19 protein-coding genes are annotated in these 23,862 nt (G+C 68.3%); 9 read left to right on the forward strand and 10 right to left on the reverse strand.

The features are described 5' to 3' along the window. Positions 1 to 74: 74 nt before the first annotated feature. On the reverse strand, positions 75 to 539 hold the full coding sequence (locus A5750_RS25310) for a hypothetical protein (protein WP_082959089.1): 465 nt from the start codon (positions 537 to 539) through the stop codon (positions 75 to 77). A gap of 157 nt (positions 540 to 696) precedes the next feature. After that, positions 697 to 1,074: a hypothetical protein gene (locus A5750_RS11450; RefSeq protein WP_067262839.1), complete on the reverse strand. Its 378-nt coding sequence runs from the start codon at positions 1,072 to 1,074 to the stop codon at positions 697 to 699. 255 nt (positions 1,075 to 1,329) lie between these two features. Here A5750_RS11450 and A5750_RS11455 point away from each other — a divergent pair, with 255 nt between their 5' ends. Next, entirely contained in the window at positions 1,330 to 2,838 is a 1,509-nt protein-coding gene (locus A5750_RS11455; protein WP_067262843.1) for a sensor domain-containing protein, read from the forward strand. Positions 2,839 to 2,852: 14 nt separating this feature from the next. On the opposite strand, the gene A5750_RS11460 is transcribed toward A5750_RS11455, so the two are convergent. The 4 genes from A5750_RS11460 to A5750_RS11475 form a co-directional block, all read right to left on the reverse strand. After that, positions 2,853 to 4,556, reverse strand: coding sequence for an NAD-binding protein (locus A5750_RS11460; RefSeq protein ID WP_231989173.1), 1,704 nt, complete (start codon positions 4,554 to 4,556; stop codon positions 2,853 to 2,855). Between the two features lie 96 nt (positions 4,557 to 4,652). Further along, a complete protein-coding gene (locus A5750_RS11465; protein ID WP_067262846.1) occupies positions 4,653 to 5,795 on the reverse strand; it encodes a DUF4185 domain-containing protein in 1,143 nt (380 codons plus the stop codon). 7 nt (positions 5,796 to 5,802) lie between these two features. Then, positions 5,803 to 6,837, reverse strand: a complete 1,035-nt coding sequence (locus A5750_RS11470) for an aspartate-semialdehyde dehydrogenase (protein WP_066955835.1) — start codon at positions 6,835 to 6,837, stop codon at positions 5,803 to 5,805. After that, a complete protein-coding gene (locus A5750_RS11475) occupies positions 6,838 to 8,103 on the reverse strand; it encodes an aspartate kinase (RefSeq protein ID WP_066955838.1) in 1,266 nt (421 codons plus the stop codon). 230 nt (positions 8,104 to 8,333) lie between these two features. On the opposite strand from A5750_RS11475, the gene leuA reads away from it, so the two are divergent. After that, on the forward strand, positions 8,334 to 10,175 hold the full coding sequence (leuA, locus tag A5750_RS11480) for a 2-isopropylmalate synthase (protein ID WP_197505411.1): 1,842 nt from the start codon (positions 8,334 to 8,336) through the stop codon (positions 10,173 to 10,175). A gap of 244 nt (positions 10,176 to 10,419) precedes the next feature. On the opposite strand, the gene A5750_RS26090 is transcribed toward leuA, so the two are convergent. Next, a complete protein-coding gene (locus A5750_RS26090) occupies positions 10,420 to 10,575 on the reverse strand; it encodes a DUF6131 family protein (RefSeq protein WP_197503757.1) in 156 nt (51 codons plus the stop codon). 119 nt (positions 10,576 to 10,694) lie between these two features. Between A5750_RS26090 and A5750_RS11485 the strand changes: the two genes are divergently transcribed. Further along, a complete protein-coding gene (locus A5750_RS11485) occupies positions 10,695 to 11,369 on the forward strand; it encodes a response regulator transcription factor (RefSeq protein WP_066955844.1) in 675 nt (224 codons plus the stop codon). A gap of 6 nt (positions 11,370 to 11,375) precedes the next feature. Here A5750_RS11485 and A5750_RS11490 read toward each other — a convergent pair whose 3' ends face one another. Beyond that, positions 11,376 to 12,368, reverse strand: coding sequence for a DEDDh family exonuclease (locus A5750_RS11490; protein ID WP_066955847.1), 993 nt, complete (start codon positions 12,366 to 12,368; stop codon positions 11,376 to 11,378). 159 nt (positions 12,369 to 12,527) lie between these two features. On the opposite strand from A5750_RS11490, the gene A5750_RS11495 reads away from it, so the two are divergent. From A5750_RS11495 to A5750_RS11505, 3 genes are read left to right on the forward strand one after another with little or no spacing between them, the layout of a single operon-like run. Further along, on the forward strand, positions 12,528 to 13,757 hold the full coding sequence (locus tag A5750_RS11495) for a Mur ligase family protein (protein ID WP_066955851.1): 1,230 nt from the start codon (positions 12,528 to 12,530) through the stop codon (positions 13,755 to 13,757). Continuing rightward, positions 13,750 to 14,457, forward strand: coding sequence for a type 1 glutamine amidotransferase (locus A5750_RS11500; protein ID WP_066955862.1), 708 nt, complete (start codon positions 13,750 to 13,752; stop codon positions 14,455 to 14,457). Before A5750_RS11495 ends, A5750_RS11500 begins: the two co-directional genes overlap by 8 nt. 1 nt (position 14,458) lies before the next feature. Next, positions 14,459 to 14,896 (forward strand): hypothetical protein, encoded by a 438-nt coding sequence (locus A5750_RS11505; RefSeq protein WP_082948017.1) that lies wholly within the window; start codon positions 14,459 to 14,461, stop codon positions 14,894 to 14,896. Positions 14,897 to 14,902: 6 nt separating this feature from the next. Here the strand turns inward: A5750_RS11505 and recR are convergent, their stop codons facing one another. Further along, the gene (recR, locus tag A5750_RS11510) at positions 14,903 to 15,514 is read right to left on the reverse strand and encodes a recombination mediator RecR (RefSeq protein WP_066955865.1); all 612 of its coding nucleotides are present in this window, start codon (positions 15,512 to 15,514) and stop codon (positions 14,903 to 14,905) included. A 10-nt stretch (positions 15,515 to 15,524) separates the two neighbouring features. Then, the gene (locus A5750_RS11515; RefSeq protein ID WP_066955869.1) at positions 15,525 to 15,872 is read right to left on the reverse strand and encodes a YbaB/EbfC family nucleoid-associated protein; all 348 of its coding nucleotides are present in this window, start codon (positions 15,870 to 15,872) and stop codon (positions 15,525 to 15,527) included. A gap of 98 nt (positions 15,873 to 15,970) precedes the next feature. Here A5750_RS11515 and A5750_RS11520 point away from each other — a divergent pair, with 98 nt between their 5' ends. The 3 genes from A5750_RS11520 (at position 15,971) to pks2 (ending at position 23,851) form a co-directional block, all read left to right on the forward strand. Further along, on the forward strand, positions 15,971 to 16,744 hold the full coding sequence (locus A5750_RS11520) for an Rv3717 family N-acetylmuramoyl-L-alanine amidase (RefSeq protein WP_082948018.1): 774 nt from the start codon (positions 15,971 to 15,973) through the stop codon (positions 16,742 to 16,744). Positions 16,745 to 17,295: 551 nt separating this feature from the next. Continuing rightward, positions 17,296 to 17,589 (forward strand): hypothetical protein, encoded by a 294-nt coding sequence (locus tag A5750_RS11525; RefSeq protein WP_066955872.1) that lies wholly within the window; start codon positions 17,296 to 17,298, stop codon positions 17,587 to 17,589. A gap of 16 nt (positions 17,590 to 17,605) precedes the next feature. Beyond that, positions 17,606 to 23,851 carry a type I polyketide synthase gene (gene pks2, locus A5750_RS11530; RefSeq protein WP_067262851.1) on the forward strand — a complete coding sequence of 2,082 codons (6,246 nt, stop codon included), beginning with the start codon at positions 17,606 to 17,608 and terminating at the stop codon, positions 23,849 to 23,851. Positions 23,852 to 23,862: the final 11 nt, after the last annotated feature.

Raw genomic sequence — 23,862 nt, forward strand, 5'->3', positions numbered from 1 at the left:
CGAAAATTCTTGCGCGCCAATAACTATTCTCCGTTTCTGGACCAAGGCAAGAAAAACCTCGGCCGGGCCACCCGTCACGGACGCGGCGCCGGCGGGCTGGGTGTCGCGCGCGCCGGCGGCGGCCCGCCAGGACCGCTCAGACCCGGTCCGCCGGGGCCGCCCGGACCGCCGGGGGGCATGGGCACGATCAACCCCGGCCCGCCATCACCCCACGGGCCGCCGGCGGGTGCGGGCCCACCGGACCCCCACGGTCCGGGGCCGTATCCCGGTCCCCACGGCCCGTTGCCCGGCCCAGGGCCACCCGGGCCTCCGCCCGGTTTGAACATCTGGCCGTGGTGATGGTGGCAGTGGTGGTAATGCCCGAAGACGAAGGCACCGGCAAAGAACACGGTGGAGATGATGAAGACGATCCCGGCGACGATGATCACCCACGCCGCAGCCGTGTAGAGCCGCGGCGGTTTCACCCGCTCCGGGGCAGGCGGCGGCGGTGGGGGTGCAGCTGCGGGCGGGGTCGTCGACGGTTCGGGTGTCTCGCTCATTCCTGAATCATGCCCAGCGTCGCGACGGGCATAACAGGTTCGTCCCACAAACTTGCTGTGAATCGAGATCGGGTGGTTAGTTGCCGGTGACGAAACGACACGCAGCCCGGTGCTCTGGCGAGCACCGGGCTGCTGCTTGTTTCAGGAGCGGGTCGGACTACGGCGTCCGGGACGGGGCGACCGACGACGGGATCTGGCTGGGCCCGGGGGCGCCGGGGGTCGCCGACGCGGGTCCGCCCTGCTGGACGCCGGCTTGGCCACCCTGCTGGGCACCCGGGCCACCCGGACCGCCCATGCGGTGCGGATGCATCCACGCCGCGTGGTGCTTGTGGTGGTGGTGATGACCGCCGTGGTGTCCCAGAGCCATTCCGGTGAAGAAAATGACGGAGACGATGAACACAATTCCGGCGACAATGGCAACCCATGCCGCGGCGATAAAGACCCTGGGGGTCTTGTAAAGCGCGGCTGCAGTTGCGGGTGCGGGGGCAGTTGCGGTGGAGGTCCGCCCGGTGGGGGTTTCAGATGTTTCACTCATGAGACAAATGATGAAGGTGTTAACACCAGTCGCGGCTATGCATCACTTAAGTAGCAGCTGTGAGATGAACAGCCATCTTGCCTGGTAGAACCCCTATCCGGCGGACCCGCTGGAACCGTGCGCGCACCGCACGCTCTGGGGCCTCCCAATCGCCCACCTGCCCCACCACCGAAGATTTACGCTGCCTGAAACGCCTCGACAGTGATGTGGCCGCCCGCAGACCGACAAACCGCCGACCCTGCATCAGGAGAAAGCATGACGCTATTCGTCAGTCACTCCAGCCAGGACAAGGCGGCGATCCAGAATCTCCTGAAGGCGTTGCGGGACGCACGTCAGCACGTGTGGGTTGACGAAACGTTGGGCGGCGGTGACGCATGGTGGCGCACCATCCTCGAGCAAATCCGGGGCTGCGACGTGTTCGTCTATGCGCTGTCGAACAACTCGATGGCGTCGAAGCCCTGCCAAGCCGAGTTGCGCTACGCGGAAGCTCTGCGCCGTCCGATCCTTCCCGTCCAGGTGGGCCCGGTCGATTCCATGCGGCTCACTCCGCTGGCCGAGACTCAAGTCATCGACTACCGAAATCCGAACGTGGACAGCGGTATTCAGTTGATCGAAGCGGTGCACGAATTGAAGGAAAAGCTTGAGCCGCTGCCGTCACCGCTGCCCGAGGAACCGCCGGTGCCCTTCGCCTATCTGATGCGGCTGGGCAATACCCTTGCCGACCCGGAGCTCAGCGCCCGCCAGCAGGCCGAGTTGGTGTCGGAGCTGAAGGTCGGACTGCGCGAGGACGGGGCCGATCCGGCTGCGCGCCGTGACATCGCCCGATTGCTGGCCAAGCTGCGCGACCGTCCCGACGTCACCTATCAGGCGCGAAACAACATCGATGCCCTGCTCAAGTCGGTCGACGAAGAACCTTCAACCGAAGCCGCCGCGCCTGTTGCGACGCCCGGCGCGCCGGCGGAACCCGAATCGGGAGCGGTCCCGGCGGCGGGCTCCGACGCCGCGCCCCCGCACGCTCCCAAGGTCGGCAAGCGACACCGGCCGCGCGCCAGGTTGCTCATCGCCGGCGGCGCGGGTTTGGCCGTCCTGATCGCGATTGTCGTCGCCGCGGTGGTGCTCCTTCGGCCCAAGCCGGGTCCCGCCACCCTGTCCCTGGAGTCCATCCTGCTGAGCGACGCGGAGATCAACTCCATCGCGGGCACCTCCAACATGGCGAAAACCCCCGACAACCAAGGCAAGACGTTCAAGGACGTCAGCAAGGCCGTTGACGTGTCGCCGCGGTGGTGCATGGGCGTGCTCTATCCCGGCGCGGACCTGACATATGAAGACAGCGGAGAAAAGGAACTCGACTGGGCGGCGCTGGAGGACTCGGGTGGCTGGGTCCGGGCAGGCGAGGGCAATCATCACTTCGTCGACCAAGCCGTGGCGGCCTTTCCGACCAGAGATCAGGCCCTGGACTTCGTGCGGCGCTCGGCGAACGAATGGGCGGCCTGCGATGGGAAGACGGTGACCGCGACCTACCTCGACAACGGCCGCGCATACACGTGGATCCTGGACAACCTCACCGGGCATGCCCCGCAGATCACTCAGATGTACAGACAACAGGGCGAACGTCCCAGCTACGCGTGCCAGCGGGTGTTGCAGGCGGCGTCCAGTTATGTGATCGACGTCAAGGTGTGCGGAGACCACATCACCGATCAGGGCAGCGTGATCGCCGCGAAAATGGCCGTCAAGGTGCCGAAGTCCGCGGGGCCGAAGTTCTAAGTGGCGGCCGTTTCTCACTTCTGCCGGGTGCGGATCACCTGCAGGCCGGCCGAGGCAAGGAGGGCGGGGATCTCCCGCACGAACACGCGGTCGTAGTCGGCGACCTCGTCGGGCAGGTCCGAGAAGGGCACCAGATACGGGGTCCTCTTGTTTTCGATGTCCTTCTCACCCAAAGACCAGCCGTCGGCGAGGCGCTCGGCCATCCAGCGGTCGTGTTCGGCGACCGCGAGCGTCTCGACCTCGTCGGTGCCGAACACGAATTCCGATGCGTCCCAGTCCCGCAAGGGCGCAAGGTCACAACCGATGTTGCGCAGCTTGACCCCAATGTGGCGCGCCTGCGCGCGGCTGGAATCTTTGCGTGATTCATCGAGCTCGGACCATGGCGGCGCAGGCTTGCCGGACGCGAGTTGTTCGGCGCACCAGCGACGGTGGATCGCATGGGCGATGGCCTCATACGAACCGCCGCGAGTGAGTTCGACCGTGCAGGTTCGTTCGAGGGTCGGGAAGACATCGATGTCGGGTCCGCCGGAGCTGCCGGCCTCGTCGAGGAGGCGGGCAACCCCGCGCGACCGGGCCAGCGCGACGACCAAGGGGACGGCCGCGTCCAGTTCATGCCTCAGCTGCAATGCCAACTCGACGGATTGCTCGTCGTTGTCGGCGGTCACGTAGGCGCGGGCCAGCGGGGGCGCTCCCGCATCGGCGTGATAGGAGCGCAGCCGGTGGATGTTGCTGACAGCCGCGGGCAGCGTGATGAAGCTGCACACCTGCTCGAGGGCGGGATAGTGGCCGAGGAGCAACTTCACCCGGCGGTCGGCCTGGTTGTCGACGACGGTGACCACCAGCGCGGCGGTGTTGTCGCCGCGGTGGTCATACCAATCCCGGGCCGCGTGGTACACCACCCAGGCGCCCAGCTCATCGAGGCCGGCGATGAGGATGTGCGGGCGGTCGCGCCCGGTGTCGACGGGAAACTCGTCGAGCAGCAATCGCGCGCCGATCTCGTCGGTGTTGAAGAAGTCCAGCGCCGAGGCCGCATCGGCGCGCTCGGCCTCCCGGATCCTCAGCAGCGCGCACAGCTCCGGGTCCCCGATCTGGGCCAGACAGGTCAGCACATTGCCGGAACGACCACCCGCAAGCGCGCTGGCAACGGCGACGATCTCGGTGTTGACCGCATCGTTCGGACACAGCGCGAGCAGCCGCGATGCGCGCCGGACGCCGGCCGCCTGCAGGGTTCGTTCCTGCTGAGCATCGCCGACGATCACCGGCACACCCCAGCCGTGGCACAGCTGCATGTTCGGATTTGCCGCGTCCGAGTCGATGACAACCACCCGATCCCCCGCCTCGCGGAGATGGTGCAGAAATGCGCTGCCCACATCTCCCAGCCCGCAGACGACCACGTGACCGCTCATCAGCGGTATGCGCATCTGTTGCACCCGGTCGCGGAACAGCGACGCCAAGCCGCTGAGCCCCGCGAAGCCGGCGACGAGCGGGGCCAGGAAGCGGGCGATATCCAGCGTGACAGGCAGGTGATCGTCGACCGGGGTCGACGCCGTGAACAGCTTGAAGCTCCAGAAGACGATGTCGCTCGGTTCAGGATGATGCTTCCACAACTGCCAGAACCCGATATTGCCCAGAACGAGCGCCGCGACGCCCACCCCGGCGAGCACGTGCCAGCGGTAGTCGGCCAATAACAGTGCGAGCGATCGCAGAGAATTCGGCACAGAGCGCCGAGCACCACGACTGCCATTCACGCCAATATCGTTTCACCGCTGGTCAGCGGTGTCTGGCATATTGGCGCGGCGGGGGGCGACTTCTCGCTAGCCCGGCTTGAACGGGTTGACGGCGAACTGGATCACCCGATACGGCGCGGCCACGCGCGCGCGTGTGTCCCACTGGCTGACGAAGATTCGCAGCTCGTCGAGCGTCGAGCCGGGCGAGATGTAGCCGCCGTACGGTTGCGCGAGCCGGTTGTCGTAGGGCGGCGGCAGGCTTTCCGCCGGCTCGGGCCACTCGTCGTGCTGCACCACCGTGGTCACCGGCGCATCGCCCAGCGACGTCGGATCGTCGGCCACGCGGACCTCCATGTTGCCGGTTACCGCGTTGAAGTACGACAGCACGGCCTTCCCATCGATTTGGCGCACGCACATCTCGCCCGCCGCATCTGGCCATAGCGGGGTGGGGACCTTCCCCCAGCCGCCGTTGGGTCCGGCCGCCCAGCCCTGCCAACGGGACCGGTCGGTAAACGTTTGCGGGGTGGCCCGATACAGCACGACGGGATCCCTGCGGGTGAAGCTGTCGGCCACGATGTACACCCAGCCGGTGGGCGAGTCCGGCGTCGGGATCGGGTCGTAGTAGCCGCTGATCTGTGTCTGCGAGCCGCCCTGGTATGACGCCGTTCGCCGCGACCCGGCGATGGTCTGCCACCCAGCCCGTGCGGGCTCGGCAGTGACGAGCCGGGAGCTCTGTGGCTCCAGGTTTTTCGTCGTCGTCACCATCATGTAGTTGCGCCGATTGATCTGCACCACGCCCGCGGGCAGCTGCGAGGTGCCCGGCGGGGCGGGATCGGCCAGCAGCGGTTTGCTGACCCCGGTCACGCCGGTGTAGCGCACGCCGGCCGGGTCGTCGACGGAGGCGGTGTCCACGTGCAGCGCCACCGGCGCGTACCAGCCGCCGAACCCGACGCCTTGGCCGGCGAAGCTGTCGCCGCAGACCTGCAGCAGCTCGGTGGGGAACTCGACGAACTCACAGAGGTCGGTCGCGCCGATGCCGTAGTCGCCGGTCGGGGTGCCGGTGCCGGCCGTAGGGCCGAGCCGCAGCACCTGGCCGGGCGCCAGCGGCTGCACGATTGGTTCGGGGACCGGCGCCGGCGGATCGGCGTGCGCGGCCCAAAACCATTGCAGCACAAACAGGATCAGTGCAAGCGAGCACCCCGAGACCAGTCGGGCGTGGGCGGTGCTCACCCGCCTATTACAACTGGGCGGCCAGCAGCTCGGCAATCTGGATGGTGTTCAGCGCGGCCCCCTTGCGCAGGTTGTCTCCCGAAACGAACAGGGCGAGGCCGCGCCCGTCGGGGACACCCGGGTCTTGCCGGATGCGGCCGACCAGCGATTCGTCGACGCCCGCCGCCGCCAACGGGGTCGGCACGTCGACGACCTTGACGCCGGGCGCACCGTCGAGCAGCGCCCGGGCACGCTCCGGCGACAGTGGCCGGGCGAATTCGGCGTTCATCGACAACGAGTGCCCGGTGAATACCGGCACCCGCACGCAGGTCCCGCTGACTGCCAGGTCGGGGATGCCGAGGATCTTGCGGCTCTCGTGCCGCAGCTTCTGGTCCTCGTCGGTCTCCCCGGAGCCGTCGTCGACCAGGGACCCGGCCAACGGCACCACGTTGAAGGCGATCGGCGCGACGTAGGTCTTGGGCGCCGGAAACTCCACCGCGGAACCGTCGTGCACCAACTGCTCGGCGTCGTCGATGACGGCGCGCGCCTGAGTCGCCAGCTCCTCCACGCCGGCCAGCCCGCTGCCCGACACCGCCTGGTAGCTCGAGACCACCAGGCGGGTCAGCCCGGCCTCGTCGTGCAGGACCTTGAGCACCGGCATCGCGGCCATCGTGGTGCAGTTCGGGTTGGCGATGATGCCTTTGGGTCTGCGGTGCGCGTCCCGCTCGAAGTTCACCTCGGACACGACCAGCGGCACGTCGGGGTCCTTGCGCCACGCCGACGAGTTGTCGATCACCGTCACCCCGGCCGCGGCGAACCGCGGCGCCTGCACCAGCGACATCGTCTTGCCGGCGGAGAACAGCGCGATGTCCAGCCCGCGCGGGTCGGCGGTAGCGGCGTCCTCGACCTCGATCTCCTGGCCGCGAAACTCGAGCTTGCGCCCCTGCGAGCGGGACGACGCGAAGAACCGCACCGACGTGGCGGGGAAGTCCCGCTCGTCGAGCAACCTGCGCATCACCTGGCCCACCTGCCCGGTGGCGCCCACTACACCTATGGAAACCATTTATCTGCCCGTCCCCGCGTACACCGTCGCCGACTCGTCGCCGCCGAGCCCGAACGCCTCGTGCAACGCCACGACGGCCTTATCTAGTTCGGTGTCGCGGCACAGCACGGAGATGCGGATCTCGGAGGTGGAGATCAGCTCGATGTTGACGCCCACCTCCGCCAGGGCCTCGCAGAAGGTCGCGGTGACGCCGGGATGGCTGCGCATGCCCGCGCCGATCAGCGACACCTTGCCGATGTGGTCGTCGTAGAGCAGCTGGGTGAACCCGATCTCGTCCTTGAGCGAATCCAGCTTCGCCACCGCCGTCGGCCCGCTGTCCCGCGAGCAGGTGAAGGTGATGTCGGTCTTGCCGTCCTCGACCTTGGAGACGTTCTGCAACACCATGTCGATGTTCACGTCGGCGTCCGCGACGGCCCGGAACACCCGGGACGCATAGCCGGGGATGTCGGGGATGCCGACGATGGTCACCTTGGCCTCGCTGCGATCGTGCGCGACTCCGGTCAGGATGGGGTCTTCCATGGCTATGTCCTTGATCGATCCGACGACGACGGTGCCCGGCTTGTCCGAGTACGACGAGCGGACGTGCACCGGAATGTTGTAGCGGCGGGCGTATTCCACACAGCGCAGCATCAGCACCTTCGCGCCGCAGGCCGCCATTTCGAGCATTTCCTCGAAGGTCACCTTGTCCAGCCGGCGCGCGTTGTGCACGATGCGCGGGTCGGCGGTGAAGATGCCGTCCACGTCGGTGTAGATCTCGCAGACGTCGGCGTGCAGCGCGGCGGCCAGCGCCACCGCGGTGGTGTCCGAGCCGCCGCGGCCGAGCGTGGTGACGTCGCGGGTGTCCTGGCTGACACCTTGGAAGCCGGCGACCAGCACGATGCGCCCCTCATCGAGCGCGGCCTGCAGCCGCCCCGGGGTGACCTCGATGATCTTCGCGTTGCCGTGGGTGCCGGTGGTGATGACGCCGGCCTGCGAACCGGTGAACGAGCGCGCCTGCGCTCCCAGCGACTCGATCGCCATGGCCACCAGAGCGTTGGAGATGCGCTCGCCGGCGGTCAGCAACATGTCGAGTTCGCGCGGCGGCGGGGCAGGGCACACCTGCTGGGCCAGGTCCATCAGGTCGTCGGTGGTGTCGCCCATGGCCGAAACCACCACGACGACGTCGTTCCCCTGCTTTTTAGTCGCGACGATGCGCTCGGCGACACGACGGATCCGATCGGCGTCGGCCACCGAGGATCCGCCGTACTTTTGCACGACGAGCGCCACTACTTTTCCCGCCCTTCCCGCACGATTTAAGCCCACAACAGAATACGTGGCTGCGCATAACGGTTTACGCAGCGTTGCTAAGCACCACAGCCTGCGGTTTTGAGCGAGTTTTAGCGCAATTTTCTCCGCGACGCCAATCGCGGTAGAGTTCTCCTCGTGCAGCGGGTGCTCCTCCTCGGACGCCGCGACGGGGTCTGATCCAGACCGGCTTCCCGTCGCGGGTGTTCGCGATGCGCCGGTCTGAGGTTCCTTCTGACACCCCCGGAGCAACTACCGTGACTTCCAATCCCGACGCCTATACGTCAACACGTTCGATCGTCAAACCCGCGGGCCCGCCGGGGCCCGGCCAGCCCGCATGGAACCCCCAGCGCGGTTCGGCGATGCCGGTCAACCGGTACCGGTCCTTCGCCGAGGAAGTCGAGCCGATCCGGCTCCCCGGCCGCACCTGGCCCGACCGCGTCATCAACCGTGCCCCGCTGTGGTGCGCGGTGGACCTGCGCGACGGCAATCAGGCGCTGATCGACCCGATGAGCCCCACCCGCAAGCGCCGCATGTTCGATCTGCTGGTTCGCATGGGCTACAAGGAGATCGAGGTCGGCTTCCCGTCGGCCAGTCAAACCGACTTCGACTTCGTCCGCGAGATCATCACCGAAGGCGCCATCCCCGACGACGTCACCATCCAGGTGCTGACCCAGTGCCGTCCCGAACTCATCGAACGCACCTTCAGCGCGTGCGAGGGCGCGCCGCGGGCCATCGTGCACTTTTACAACTCGACATCAATCCTGCAGCGCCGCGTGGTTTTTCGCGCCGACCGGGCCGCGGTACAGGCCATCGCCACCGACGGTGCCCGCAAGTGCGTCGAGGAGGCAGCCAAATACCCTGGCACACAATGGCGTTTCGAATACTCACCGGAGTCCTACACCGGGACCGAGCTGGAGTACGCGAGGCAGGTGTGTGACGCCGTCGGCGAGATCATCGCGCCGACGCCGGACAACCCGATCATCTTCAACCTGCCCGCCACGGTGGAGATGGCCACTCCCAACGTCTACGCCGACTCGATCGAGTGGATGAGCCGCAACCTGGCCAACCGGGAATCGGTCATCCTGAGCCTGCACCCGCACAACGACCGCGGAACAGCCGTCGCCGCAGCCGAATTGGGCTTCGCCGCCGGCGCCGACCGGATCGAGGGCTGCCTGTTCGGCAACGGCGAGCGCACCGGCAACGTATGCCTGGTGACGCTGGGGCTCAACCTGTTCTCCCGCGGCGTGGACCCCCAGATCGACTTCTCCAACATCGACGAGATCCGTCGCACGGTGGAGTACTGCAATCAGCTGCCGGTGCCCGAGCGTCACCCCTACGGCGGGGACCTGGTCTACACCGCGTTCTCCGGCAGCCACCAGGACGCGATCAACAAGGGCCTGGACCAGATGAAGATCGATGCCGACGCCGCGGACGCCGACGTCGAGGACATCCCCTGGCAGGTGCCGTATCTGCCGATCGACCCCAAGGACGTCGGTCGCACCTATGAGGCGGTGATCCGGGTCAACTCGCAGTCCGGCAAGGGCGGCGTGGCCTACATCATGAAGTCCGACCACGGCCTCGCGTTGCCGCGACGGCTGCAGATCGAGTTCTCCCAGGCAATCCAGAAGATCACCGAAGGTGAGGGCGGCGAGGTCTCCCCGAAGGAGATGTGGGACGCGTTCTACGAGGAGTACCTGGCCCCGGTCTGGCCGCTGGAGCGGATCAAGCAGCGGGTCGAGGCGTCCGAGGAAGACAGCGGCACCACCACGATCGCCGCGACCGTGAAGGTCAACGGGACCGAGACCGAGATCAGCGGCGCCGGCAACGGCCCCCTGGCGGCGTTCGTGCACGCGCTGGGCGACGTGGGATTCGACGTCGCGGTCCTCGACTACTCCGAGCACGCGATGAGCGCCGGCGACGACGCGCAGGCCGCCGCGTACGTGGAGGCGTCGGTCAACGGCCGCACGGTGTGGGGCGTCGGCATCGCGCCGTCGATCACCACCGCGTCGCTGCGCGCTGTCGTGTCGGCGGTCAACCGCGCGTCGCGCTAGGGCCGATCGCAAGCGCGGTGCTGACGCCGGGCGCAGCGGGTCGGCCCACAGCCCCGGGCCGATCGCAAGCGCGGTGCTGACGCCGGGCGCAGCGGGTCGGCCAAAGCCCCAGGCGGACGCCGCGGGTCGGCCCCAAAGCCCTAGGCGGGCCCCGCCGCCACAGCGCTGTGGCGGAAGGGCCCGTCAATGGCCTCGCGTGTCGCCGCCGGCCTAGGGTCGCGAAGCCGGTTAGCGCTTTCGCCGTTCAGAAATAGTGTCGGCGGCCGGCGACGGGGCGTCCGACGTTGCCCAGGACCGCCAGGATCGCGCCGATGACCAACAGGATGATCCCGATCGTCCACAGGATCGAGATCTTGAGCAGGAATCCTGCGACCAGCAGGACGATGCCGAGAATGATCATGATGAGCCTTCCCCTCCGGATGCGTGACTACCTCGTGCGGCCGGTTGCCCGGCACCGACTTCAGTCGACCACCCCTAAGGGGGGTACCAATACACCCCTAGGTAGGTAATCTTCCCGGCATGACGCGATCGTCACGTGCCAGCGCGCCGATCACCGTCGCGCTCGTCGACGACTATGACGTCGTCGTGAAGGGCGTCGCCAACATGTTGGACCCCTACCGGGACCGCGTCGTCATTGCGGAACTGGACTCCACCATGCCCGTCGACGACGCCGTCGACATCGTGCTGTACGACTCATTCGCCCAACCCGAATCCGATCAAGAGGAGATCGGAGTTCTGACGGCGAACCCCCGAGCACGCCGGGTTGTCGTCTACACCTGGAACTTTCACCCCGACCTCGTCGAGAGTGCACGGCGGCATGGCGCTCAGGGATATCTGTCCAAGACCCTGCCGGCCCGGGAACTGGTAGCCGCATTGGAGGCGGTGCATTCGGGCGAGGTGGTTATCAGCCCGGTGACCGGGCGACCGCGCAGCGCTCCCGGGCTGGACTGGCCGGGCCGTAACGAAGGGCTCAGCGACCGGGAAGCGGAGATCCTGGCGCTGATCACCCAGGGTAAGAGCAATGCCGACGTGGCACGGTTGACCTACCTAAGTCCCAACACGGTGAAGTCGTACATCCGCACGATCTATCGCAAAATCGGCGTGGGCAGTCGGACCCAGGCCGTGCTGTGGGGTGTGGATCACGGGTTCACACCTGACCATCACCGCATCGAACACTGGCGCGGTGGCCCCTGACCGAGCTCAGAACAGCGCGAGCTGCTGGTCGAGCGCGGTGGTGTCGGTGAACTCCTCCATGCTGGTGCCGCCCACGACGGCGCGGATGGAGTCCATGAACTGCGTGTCGGAAATCACCGGGATCCCCAGCTGCCGAGCCAGGTAGCCCTTGCCCTGGTCCGGGGCGGGATCGTTGCACACCACCAGCGACGTCTCCCCGTCGACGGTGTCGCTGTAGGCCAGCCCGGCATGCAGGATCCGCTCCACGAGTTCCTCGTGGGTGCGCCCGACCTCGGCCGCCAGGGCAACCCGCATGCCCTGCACCAGCGGCCTGCCACCCACGTAGTGGCCGGGATTCAGGTACGGGCAGGGCATCCGCGAGGCCAGCACCTTCAACGGGCGCAGCTCGTCATGGGTGACGCGGCCGTTCGGCCAGCGGCGGCGGGTGACCGGATGCACCGGCAGCCAGATGTCACGTTGGCGCGCGCGCTCGAGGGCCGACGCCAGCACACCGGTCAGCACCATTGCGTCGTCGAAGGCGTCGTGCGGCCGTTCCTGGGTCACGCCCCAGTGCGCCGCGAGGGTCTCCAACCGCAGGTTGTCGGTGCCGAGATCCAGCCGCCGGGCCAGCTCGACCGTGCACATGACGGCGTCGATGGGTAGTTCGGCCTCGGCGAGCTCGGCTTCCGCGGTCAGGAACGCATAGTCGAACGCGACATTGTGGGCAACCAGCGTGCGGCCGTCCAGCACCTTGACCACGTCATCGACGATGTCGGCGAACTGCGGTTGGTCTTCCAGCATGGCGGTGGTCAGGCCGTGCACGTGGGTGGGACCGGGATCGACCCCGGGGTTCAGCAGGCTGACCACCGATTGCTCGACGCGCCCGTCGTCGTCGAGGCCCAGCACCGCCAGGCTGATGACCCGTGCCTGACCCGGGCGAAAACCCGAGGTCTCAACGTCGATGACAGCCCAGCCCCCGTCCGGCTCGCTGGCCGGTCGCCCCCACGACACCCGGTTCATGAGTTGAGGATGGCACGTCCGGCCGACAACGCCTGGTCGCTGCGCTGCCGTGTCGGCACGGAATTCGATGCGGGCGACCCGCCGCACCCGACACCAGCGCCGCGCTTGCGATCGCCCGGGATTCGATGCGGGCGGCGGCCCGCCTCTAAACTCACCCGCGTGGTCACCACCCGTGCACGTCTCGCCCTCGCGGCGGGAGCGAGCGCGCGCTGGGCATCCCGGGTGACCGGGCGCGGCGCCGGGGCGATGATCGGCGGCCTGATCGCGATGACCCTGGACCGCTCGGTGCTCCGTCAGCTCGCGGCCGGGCGGCGCACCGTCATCGTCACCGGCACCAACGGCAAGTCGACCACCACCCGGATGACCGCCGCCGCGCTGGCCACGCTGGGACCGGTGGCCACCAACGCCGAGGGCGCCAACATGGACGCCGGCCTGGTGGCCGCGTTGGCCGCGCGCCGCGAGGCGACCCTGGCGGCCCTGGAAGTCGACGAGATGCACGTGCCGCACGTCTCCGATGCCGTCGAGCCGGCCGTCGTCGTGCTGCTCAACCTGTCGCGCGACCAGTTGGACCGCGTCGGCGAGATCAACGTCATCGAACGCACGCTGCGGGCCGGGCTGGCCAGGCACCCGACGGCGGTCGTCGTGGCCAACTGCGACGACGTGCTGATGACGTCGGCGGCCTACGACAGCCCGAACGTGGTGTGGGTGGCCGCGGGGGGCTCGTGGGCGAACGACTCGGTCAGCTGCCCACGCAGCGGCGAGGTCATCGTCCGCGAGAAGGGCCACTGGTATTCCACCGGCGCAGACTTCAAGCGGCCCAGCCCGCAGTGGTGGTTCGACGACGAGACGCTGTACGGGCCCGACGGGCTGGCGCTGCCGATGCGGTTGGCGCTGCCGGGTGCGGTCAATCGGGGCAACGCCGCCCAGGCCGTGGCCGCCGCCGTCGCGCTGGGCGCGGATCCTTCGAAGGCGGTGGCGGCCGTGTCGGGCGTCGACGAGGTCGCCGGCCGCTATCGGACCGTCCGCGTCGGCGACCACGAGGTGCGGATCCTGCTGGCCAAGAACCCGGCCGGCTGGCAGGAGGCGCTGTCCATGGTGGACAAGCAGGCGGCCGGGGTGGTCATCTCGGTCAACGGGCAGGTCCCCGACGGCGAGGACCTGTCCTGGCTGTGGGACGTGCGCTTCGAGCATTTCGAGCACACCGCCGTGGTGGCCGCCGGGGAACGGGGCACCGACCTCGCGGTGCGCCTCGGCTACGCGGGCGTCGACCACACCCTGGTGCACGACACCGTGGCCGCCATCGCGTCCTGCCCGCCGGGGCGGGTCGAGGTCGTCGCCAACTACACCGCGTTCCTCCAGCTGCAACGGGCGTTGGCGCGCCATGGCTGACTCGACCGTGCGGATCGGGCTGGTGTTGCCCGACGTGATGGGCACCTACGGCGACGGCGGCAACGCGCTGGTGCTGCGCCAGCGGCTGCGACTGCGGGGCATCGCCGCGGAGGTCATCGAGATCACGCTCGCCGACCCGGTGCCGGACTCGCTGGACCTCTACACCCTGGGCGGCGCCGAGGACTACGCGCAGCGGTTGGCCACCAGGCACCTGGTCAAGCACCCCGGGCTGCAGCGCGCCGCGGAGCGGGGCGCGCCCGTGCTGGCGATCTGCGCCGCGGTCCAGGTGCTGGGGCGGTGGTATGAGACGTCGGCAGGGGAACGGGTCGACGGCGTGGGCCTGCTCGACGCGACCACCTCGCCGCAGGACGCCCGCACCATCGGCGAACTGATCACCAAGCCGCTGCTGCCCGGGCTGACCCAGCGGCTCACCGGATTCGAGAACCACCGGGGCGGCACCGTCCTGGGCCCCGCCGCGTCGCCGCTGGGCGCTGTGGTCAAGGGCGCGGGCAACCGGGCGGGCGACGGCTTCGACGGCGCGGTGCAGGGCAGCGTCGTCGCCACCTACATGCACGGGCCGTGCCTGGCGCGCAACCCGGAGCTGGCCGACCTGCTGCTGAGCAAGGTGGTGGGTGAGCTGGCGCCGTTGGACCTGCCCGAGGTGGAGTTGTTGCGCCGGGAGCGGTTAGGGGCGCGCTGACGTGCGGAATGACATCGCGAGAAGCAGCCGGCCGGGGTTGGCGGGCGGCGGCGCCCTGCTGGTCGCGGCCGCATTGATTGCGCCGGCGCCGGCGCACGCCACCCCGGAGGTGCCGAGCGGTCGTTACACCGTGCTCTATACCGACAGCGACAAATCGACCATGTGGCTTTTCGCCCCCTGCGGGTCGGACTGCACGCTGGCGACCTCGCAGGACGGCGGGACGTTCGTCATCAGCTGGGAGTTCGACCTCGTGAACGGACGCTGGACCCACAGCGGGGCGACGCAGGCGCCGTGCGCGAACGGAACATCGGTCCCGGCAACCGTCGACTACAGCTTCGACGCCGTGTCGCTTGCCGGTGAGGGCACGACGACCACGTCCGACGGGTGCGGCGGTCCAGGCTCGACGGTCACTCGGCCGTTCCGATTGACCAAAACCTGAGCGACGTCAGACCATCGCCCGGCGGCCGACCAGCGCGCGGCCCAGCGTCAGTTCGTCGGCGAACTCCAGGTCTCCGCCCATCGGCAGCCCCGACGCGATCCGCGTCACCGTCAGCCCCGGGATGTCGCGCAACATCCGCACCAGGTAGGTGGCCGTCGCCTCCCCCTCGGTGTTCGGGTCGGTGGCGATGATCACCTCGGTGATGTCGACGTCGTCGACCCGCTCACCGATCCGGCTCAGCAGCTCGCGGATCCGCAGTTGATCGGGCCCCACCCCCGACAATGGATCCAGCGCGCCGCCCAGCACGTGATACCGGCCGCGGAATTCGCGGGTGCGCTCGACCGCCTGGACGTCCTTCGGCTCCTCGACCACGCATACCAACGAGCCGTCCCGCCGGGGATCCGAGCAGATGCGGCAGCGCTCGTTGTCGGAGACGTTGCCGCACACCGCGCAGAACCGCACGCCGTCGCGGACCTTCCCCAGCGCCGCGGTCAGCCGGTCGATGTCCGGCGGTTCGACGGACAGCAGGTGGAAGGCGATGCGCTGAGCGCTCTTGGGCCCGATGCCCGGCAGCTTGCCGAGCTCGTCGATCAGATCCTGGACGGGTCCTTCAAACATGTCGGAAGGTCTAGAGCCCCGGCGCCGGGGCCGGAGGCTGGCCCGGGGGTGGGCCGCCGAAACCGCCGGCCAGCGCGCCCAGCCGCTCCTGCGCCATGCGGGTGACCTGCTTCGACGCGTCACCCATGGCCCCGACGATCAAGTCCTGCAGCGTCTCGACGTCCCCGGGGTCGACGACCTTGGGATCGATCTGCACCGCGACCACCTCGCCACTGCCTTTGACGGTCACCCTGACCAAGCCTCCGCCGGCCTGCCCGTGCACCTCGGCATTCGCCAGCTGTTGCTGGGCTTCCATCAACTTCTGCTGCATCTCCTGCGCCTGGGCCAGCAGCGCCGACATGTCGCCTCCGGGTTGCATGACAGTCCCCTCGCATCTTGGTCTCGAGTTGGTTTCGCCTGCGTGTGTCCGGCGATTCGAAACACTCAGCGTAGACCGCGCGACGCTACCTTTGCGCCGTGGACCTACGAGTGAGCAGGCGTGTCGGCATCAGGTTGGTCATCGGCGCGCTGGTTACCGCTTCGGTCGCGATCACCCCGACCGCCGCCCCGCCGGCATGGGGGGTCCCCTCCAACATCGCCGGCATGGTGGTGTTCATCGATCCCGGCCACAACGGCTCCAACGACGCGTCCATCGGCCGCCAGGTGCCGACGGGCCGCGGGGGCACCAAGGACTGCCAGGCGAGCGGGACGTCGACCAACAGCGGCTACCAGGAACACACCTTCACCTGGGACACCGCGCTGCGGGTTCGCGCGGAGTTGAACGCCCTCGGCGTCCGGACCGCCATGGCGCGCGGCAACGACACCGGGCTGGGGCCGTGCGTCGACGAGCGCGCCAACATGGCCAATGCGTTGCACCCCAATGCGGTCCTGAGCATCCACGCCGACGGCGGCCCGGCATCGGGCCGCGGATTCCACGTCAACTATTCGGCCCCCCCGCTCAACCAGGTGCAGGCCGGACCGTCCGTGCAGTACGCCCGGATCATGCGCGACCAGATGCAGGCCTCGGGTATCCCGCCGGCCAACTACATCGGCCAGAACGGGCTGTATGGACGCTCGGACCTCGCCGGGCTGAACCTGGCGCAGTACCCGTCGATCCTGGTCGAATGCGGCAACATGAAAAACCCCGCGGACTCGGCGCAGATGGAGTCGGCAGAGGGCAGGCAGAAGTACGCCGACGCGATGGTCCGCGGCGTCGCGGGTTTCCTCGCCTCGCAGGGCCAGGCGCGCTAGGCGCACACCGCCCGCACTAGGCCTCTCCGCCGGCCGTGCGACCACTCGCGGCTGAACGCACAGCTAACACCTAGGTCGCTTCGAAGAATTTGCCTCAACCCGGCGCGCTCAGCGGTGACCTTCTGTATGGTTTGTTGCACACACGTCGACTTGCGGTGTGGGAGAGCGCATGATCAACCCGTCGACAACGACAACGACAACTAGTTCGCCTCGGCCGGCGACAACCGGCGCGGGACAACTTCTTCCGGGCCTCCGCCCAAGACGCAGCCGAATGCCGGGCGACCGGGATCGCAGCCATTCGCGCTGCATCTTCGCGGCGCGCCACGACGAAGCGACGGCGGCCGGGCCAATCCGGTCGTCCATTCCCACGCCTTCGAGCCGGGCGAAGTCGGATGGGGATTGAGGACCCCGACCTTCCCCTGCCGAGGCGACAATCAAATGTCTGGCCTCCGCGAAACTCTGGCCACTCGGGTACCAAATGCCGATCGCGCTCATTGGCAAATATCGGGACTCTGGGTAATCCAGATTTGCTTAGTCCGGTAATCAGCAAAGTGCAGCAAGGGCCGGAACCACCCAGCGCCGATTTCTTCGAGGTGGGCGGCCGAATTTTCCCGCGGACGACCGATTATTCGATCGTCGAACCGAACGTTGATTATGTCTTTGCGCTGGTGGACCGGGCGATTTCGGACCATCAGCCCGGACATCGATCAATTGGAATGCGCACCGCTATGCCGTCCGGCATCGGGCGTTTCCCGCCGCAACCAATTGTCGAAGATGCGTTGACTCGACCAGGCGGTCTCAACGACCACTCCGAATTCAAGCGCGCTTACCGCCCCGCCGGATAAGAAGAGGTGAACGGCCGTGGAGAAAGCAACTTTCACTCCCACTGCTGTCATCGGCATGGCCTGTCGACTGCCCGGCGGCATCGACTCCCCCGAGCGGCTGTGGGAGGCGTTGGTACGTGGGGACGACCTGATCACCGAAGTGCCGCCGGACCGGTGGGACGCCGACGAATACTACGACCCTCAGCCGGGGATTCCTGGTCGGTCGGTGACCAAGTGGGGCGGGTTCCTCGACGACGTCGCCGGCTTCGATTGCGAGTTCTTCGGGATCAACGAACGCGAGGCCACCGCGATCGACCCCCAGCACCGGTTGCTGCTGGAAACCTCGTGGGAGGCCATGGAGCACGCCGGCCTGACGCGAGAGACCATGTCCGACTCGCTCACCGGTGTGTTCGTCGGTCTGACGCACGGCGACTATCAACTGCTGGCCGCCGATGCGAACGCAGTGGAGGCGCCGTACGGGTTCACCGGCAGCAGCTTCAGCCTGGCATCAGGGCGGATCGCGTACGTCTTGGGCATTCACGGTCCCGCGATGACGGTGGACACCGCATGTTCGTCGGGTTTGACCGCGGTGCACCTGGCCTGCCACAGCCTGAGCGACGGTGAAAGCGACCTTGCCCTGGCGGGTGGCGCGGCGGTGATCCTGGATCCGCGGAAGTTCGTCGCGGGTTCCGCGGAAGGCATGCTTTCCCCCACAGGTCGGTGTCATGCGTTCGACGTCGCGGCTGACGGGTTCGCGTCCGCCGAAGGCTGTGTCGTCGTATTACTCAAACGGCTGCCCGACGCGCTGCGTGACGGTGATCGGATCCTGGCGGTCATCCGCGGCACTGCCGCCAACCAAGACGGCCACACCGTCAACATCGCCACCCCGTCGCTCGCGGCGCAGACCGCGGTGTACCGAGCGGCGCTGGCCGCCGCCGGCGTGGATGCCCGCAGCGTCGGCATGGTCGAGGCCCACGGCACCGGTACGCCCGTCGGTGACCCGGTCGAATACGCAAGCCTGGCCGCCGTTTACGGCATCGACGTCCCCTGCGCGCTGGCGACGGTGAAGACCAACTTGGGTCATGCGCAGTCGGCCGCGGGAGCGCTCGGGTTGATGAAGACCATCCTGGCGTTGCAGCACGGCATGATCCCGCAGAATCTGCACTTCGCACGGCTGCCCGACGAGATGGCCGCAGTCGACACCAAACTGTTTGTGCCGCAGACGATCACATCATGGCCGACGAATGGTCATCATCCCCGGCGGGCGGCGGTGTCGTCGTACGGGCTATCAGGAACGAACGCACACGCCATAGTGGAGCAAGCTCCGGCGCAGGTTCCGGAAGCCGCTGTGCCCGAAGCTGAGTCGGCCGCACCTCTGCTCTTCCCGCTATCGTCCACGTCGGCCGACGAATTGCGTCGCACCGCCGGCCGCCTGGGCGACTGGGTCGCAGCGCATGAGGATGTAGCCCTCACGGACCTCGCCTACACCCTGGCGCGCCGGCGCGTGCACCGCCCAGTACGCACCGCCGTGATTGCCAGTGGCCGGCTGGAGCTGGTAAACGCACTGCGTGAGGTCGCCGAGGGCGACACCCCGTATCAGGCCGCGGCCGGGCAGGATGACCGCGGACCGGTCTGGGTCTTCTCGGGACAAGGTTCGCAGTGGGCTCGAATGGGAGCCCAGCTGCTGGCGACCGAACCGGTGTTCGCGGCGACCGTCGCGGCGGCCGAGCCACTGATCGCCGGCGAGGCCGGGTTCTCGGTGACCCGGGCGCTGACCGCCTCGGAGACCGTGACCGGTATCGACCGGGTTCAACCGACCCTGTTCACCATGCAGGTCGCGCTGGCCGCGACCATGCGCTCCTACGGGGTGCAGCCCGGCGCGGTCATCGGGCATTCCCTGGGTGAAGTCGCCGCGGCCGTCGTCGCAGGAGCGCTGTCGCTGGAAGACGGGTTGCGCGTCATCTGCCGGCGCTCCCGCCTGATGTCGCGGATCGCCGGCGCGGGTGCGATGGCTTCGGTGGAACTGCCTGCGCAGCAGGTGCTTTCGGAATTGGTGACCCGGGGCGTCGACGATGCCGTGGTGGCGGTGGTGGCGTCGCCGCAATCCACGGTGATCGGCGGCGCCACCCAGACGGTGCGCGACCTGGTCGCGGCCTGGGAGTCGCGCGACGTAATGGCCCGCGAGATCGCCGTCGACGTCGCCTCGCACTCCCCCCAGGTGGATCCGATCCTCGACGATCTGGCCGACGCGCTCGCCGGGCTGCATCCGATGCCGCCGGAAATTCCCTTCTACTCGGCAACCCTCTACGACCCGCGCGAGCGGCCGGTCTGCGATGCCGGGTATTGGGTGCAAAACCTGCGCCAGATGGTGCGTTTCGCGCCGGCGGTACGGGCCGCATTGGAGGAGGGCTACCGCGTCTTCGCGGAGTTGGCCCCCCACCCGCTACTCACCCATGCGGTCGAGCAGACCGCCCGCAGTCTCGACATGCCGCTGGCCGCCCTGGCCGCGATGCGTCGCGAGCAAGCACAGCCCTACGGCTTGCGTGGCTTTGTCGCGGATCTGTACAGCGCGGGTGCCGCGATCGACTTCTCCGTGCTCTATCCGAAGGGCCGCCTGGTTGACGCACCGCTGCCGACCTGGACGCATCGTCGGCTGTTGTTGAGCCGCGGCGGTCAACCCTCAACGCACGGTGGCTGCACCGTTGCGGTGCATCCGCTGCTGGGCGCCCACGTGCGCTTGCAGGAGCAACCGGAACGCCATGTCTGGCAGGCGGAGGTCGGCACCGCCGCCCAGCCCTGGCTGGGCGATCACCAGGTTCGCGATGTCACCGTGTTTCCCGGGGCTGCTTACTGCGAAATGGCGCTGACGGCGGCGCGCACCGTTTTCGGCGATGCTTCCGAGGTCCGTGACTTGCACTTCGAGCAGGCGCTGCTGCTGGACGAACAGACCACCATCGGAGCGTCGGCGGCGTTGTCGTCAACGGGCGTCGCCGATTTCGCGGTGGAGTCCGAGGACGGGGGCGACCAGGTGCGGTTGATCACCGCCGGGCTCTATGCCGCGGCGGAGGATCCCCCGCCCGCGCACGACATCTCCGCGCTGCTCGCCGCGCACCCGGGCAGCGAGGACGGCGCCGAGGTCCGCCGCCGCCTGGACGAGCGTGGTGTTCGGTACGGTCAGGCATTCAGCGGACTCACCGCGTTGCACATCGGCTCGGAGGCAACCGGCACCGTGCTGGCCGAGGTCGCGCTACCCGGTCAAATCCGCTCGCAACAAGATGCCTACGGGGTGCACCCGGCGCTGCTGGACGCCTGCTTCCAGTCCGTCGCGGCGCACCCAGAAGTGCAAACCCTGGGTGAAGACGTGCTGGCCTTGCCGCTCGGTCTCCGGCGGCTCCGCTCCCACGGCCCTGCCCGCGGAGCCCGCTACTGCTACACACGGGTGACGAAAGCCGATGCTTCCGGAGTCGAGGCGGATCTCGAAATGCTCGACGAGCACGGGGCCGTCCTGCTCGCCGTGCAGGGGCTGCGATTGGGTGCCGGGGCAGCCGAGAACGACCACGACGAACGGCTGCTGGCCAAGCGATTGCTGACGATCGAATGGCGGCAGCGAGAACTGCCGGAGGCCGAACACCGCAACCCCGGAGCCTGGCTGGTCATCGGCACCGCCGCCGACGCCGTTGCCCTGTTGACGGAAGCGCTGAAACGCCTTGGCGCACAATGCACCACGATGTGCTGGCCGCCGCACGCCGATCACACCTCGAACTCCGAACAGCTTCGAGATCGTCTGCGTGCCGGCGGATTCAGCGGTCTGGTGATCGCGGCGGGGACCGGGAAGGGTGACGCCGATGACCGGTCACCGGCGCTGGGCCTCGAGTCCGTGCAACACCTGGTGCATGTCATCCGCGAATTGCCCGACACGCCCGGCCAACTCCCCCGCCTCTACGTCGTCACGCGCAACGCCCAGACGGTGGTGGCCAGCGACGTGCCCAATTTGGAGCAGGCCGGGCTGCGGGGCCTGCTGCGGGCGATCGGCTCCGAGCATCCGCACCTGGGGGTCACCCAGATCGACGTGGACGACGACACCGAGGCAGAGCAGCTCGCCCGACAACTGCTCGCCGGGTCGGAGGAAGACGAGACCGCCTGGCGGCACGGCGCTTGGTACACGGCGCGTTTGGCCCTCAGCCCGCTGCGGCCCGAGGAGCGCCGCACCACCATCGCCAACCTCGAGCGGGACGGCGTCCGTCTGCAAATCCGCACGCCGGGTGATCTGGAGTCGGTGGAATTCATTGCTCGGGAACGAGTTACGCCGGGTCCGGGCCAGATTGAGGTGGAAATCAGTGCCTCCAACATCAACTTCGCCGACGTGCTGGTCGCGTTCGACCGCTACCCGGCCTTCGAGGGCCGGCGACAGCAGCTGGGCACCGATTTCGCCGGCGTGGTGACCGCGGTCGGACCGGGTGTGACCGACCACAAGGTGGGCGATCATGTCGGCGGTCTGTGTGGCGACGGCTGCTGGGGCACGTATATCACCTGCGACGCTCGCCTGGCGGTCACGCTGCCGGGCGGGCTCTCCGATGGGCAGGCGGCGGCGGTGCCAACCGCGCACGCCACCGCGTATTACGGCCTGCACGACCTGGCGCATATCAAGGCCGGTGATCGCGTGCTGATCCACTCCGGGACGGGCGGGGTCGGACAGGCGGCGATCGCGATGGCCCGGGCCGCGGGCGCGGAAATCTTCGCCACCGCGGGCAGCGAGGAACGCCGACAACTGCTGCGCGACATGGGCATTGAGCATGTTTACGATTCGCGCAGCACCGAGTTCGCCGACCTGATCAGGCGCCAGACCGACGGGTACGGCGTAGACATCGTGCTCAACTCGGTCCCCGGCGCCGCCCAGCTCGCGGGGCTCAAGTTGCTGGCTCTCGGTGGCCGATTCATCGAAATCGGCAAGCGGGACATCCGGTTGGGCCTCTTCTCATTCCGGCCCAACCTCGCGTTCCACGGCGTCGACCTGGCGTTGCTGTCGTACAGCGAACCGGACCGGGTTCACGACTTGTTGGCCACCGTGTACCGGCTCATCGCCGACGGCGTGCTCCCGATTCCGGAGAGCACGCACTACCCGCTTGCGGAAGCCAGCAACGCCATTCGGACGATGGCCGGCGCCGGGCACACCGGCAAGATCGTGCTCGACGTCCCGCACACCGGCCGCCACCGGGTGACGGTACCGCCGGCGCAGGCCCCGGTCTTCCGCCCTGATGGCGCCTACCTCGTCACGGGCGGTCTTGGGGGTCTCGGGCTGTTCCTGGCGGAAAGGATGGCCGCCGCGGGATGCGGGCGCGTCGTGCTGTCCGCACGCTCACAGCCGACGCACACCGCGCTGGAGACGATCGAGAGGATCCGCGCGACCGGCGCCGACGTCGTGGTGGAGTGCGGGGATATCGCGCAGCCCGACACCGCGCGCCGGCTGGTGGCCACGGCGACCGCCACCGGGCTCGCCGTGCGCGGCGTCCTGCATGCGGCCGCGGTGGTGGAGGACGCCACCTTGACCAACATCACCGACGAACTGATCGAACGCGATTGGGCAGCAAAGGTTTACGGCGCGTGGAACTTGCACACCGCCACCGAGGGCCAGCCGCTGGACTGGTTCTGCTCGTTCTCCTCGGCGGCCGCGCTGGTGGGCTCGCCGGGGCAGGGCGCCTACGCGGCGGCCAACAGTTGGGTCGATGGCTTCACCCACTGGAGGCGGGCCCGGGGGCTGCCGGCCACCGCGATCGCCTGGGGGCCCTGGGCAGAGATCGGGCGCGCGACCACACTGGCGGAGAATTCCAGCATTGCGATCGCGCCCGACGAGGGCGCTTATGCATTCGAAGCCATACTGCGCCACGACCGGGCCTATACCGGCTATGCGCCGATCACCGGTACCTCCTGGCTGGCGCTCTTGGCCGAGCGCAGCCCGTTTGCGCAGGCATTTCGCTCTGCCGGACAAAACCAAACGGGCACAAGCAAACTGCGGGCCGAGCTCGATGACCTGCCGATGGACGAGTGGCCGACCTGGCTGCGGAGGATGATCTCCGATCAGGTCAGCCTGATCTTACGTCGCAGCGTCGATCCCGACCGGCCGCTCTCCGGATACGGCTTGGACTCACTCGGCGCCCTCGAACTACGAACCCGCATCGAGACCGAAACGGGGGTGCGCATCCCGTCGGCCGACATCTCCACCATAACGATCCGCGGCCTGGCGGGCCTGCTGTGCGAGAAGCTGGCGCCCGCTAGTGCGGCCTGACACCGGAGGGG

This window comes from Mycobacterium sp. 852002-51613_SCH5001154 (assembly GCF_001667425.1).
GTDB lineage: Bacteria > Actinomycetota > Actinomycetes > Mycobacteriales > Mycobacteriaceae > Mycobacterium.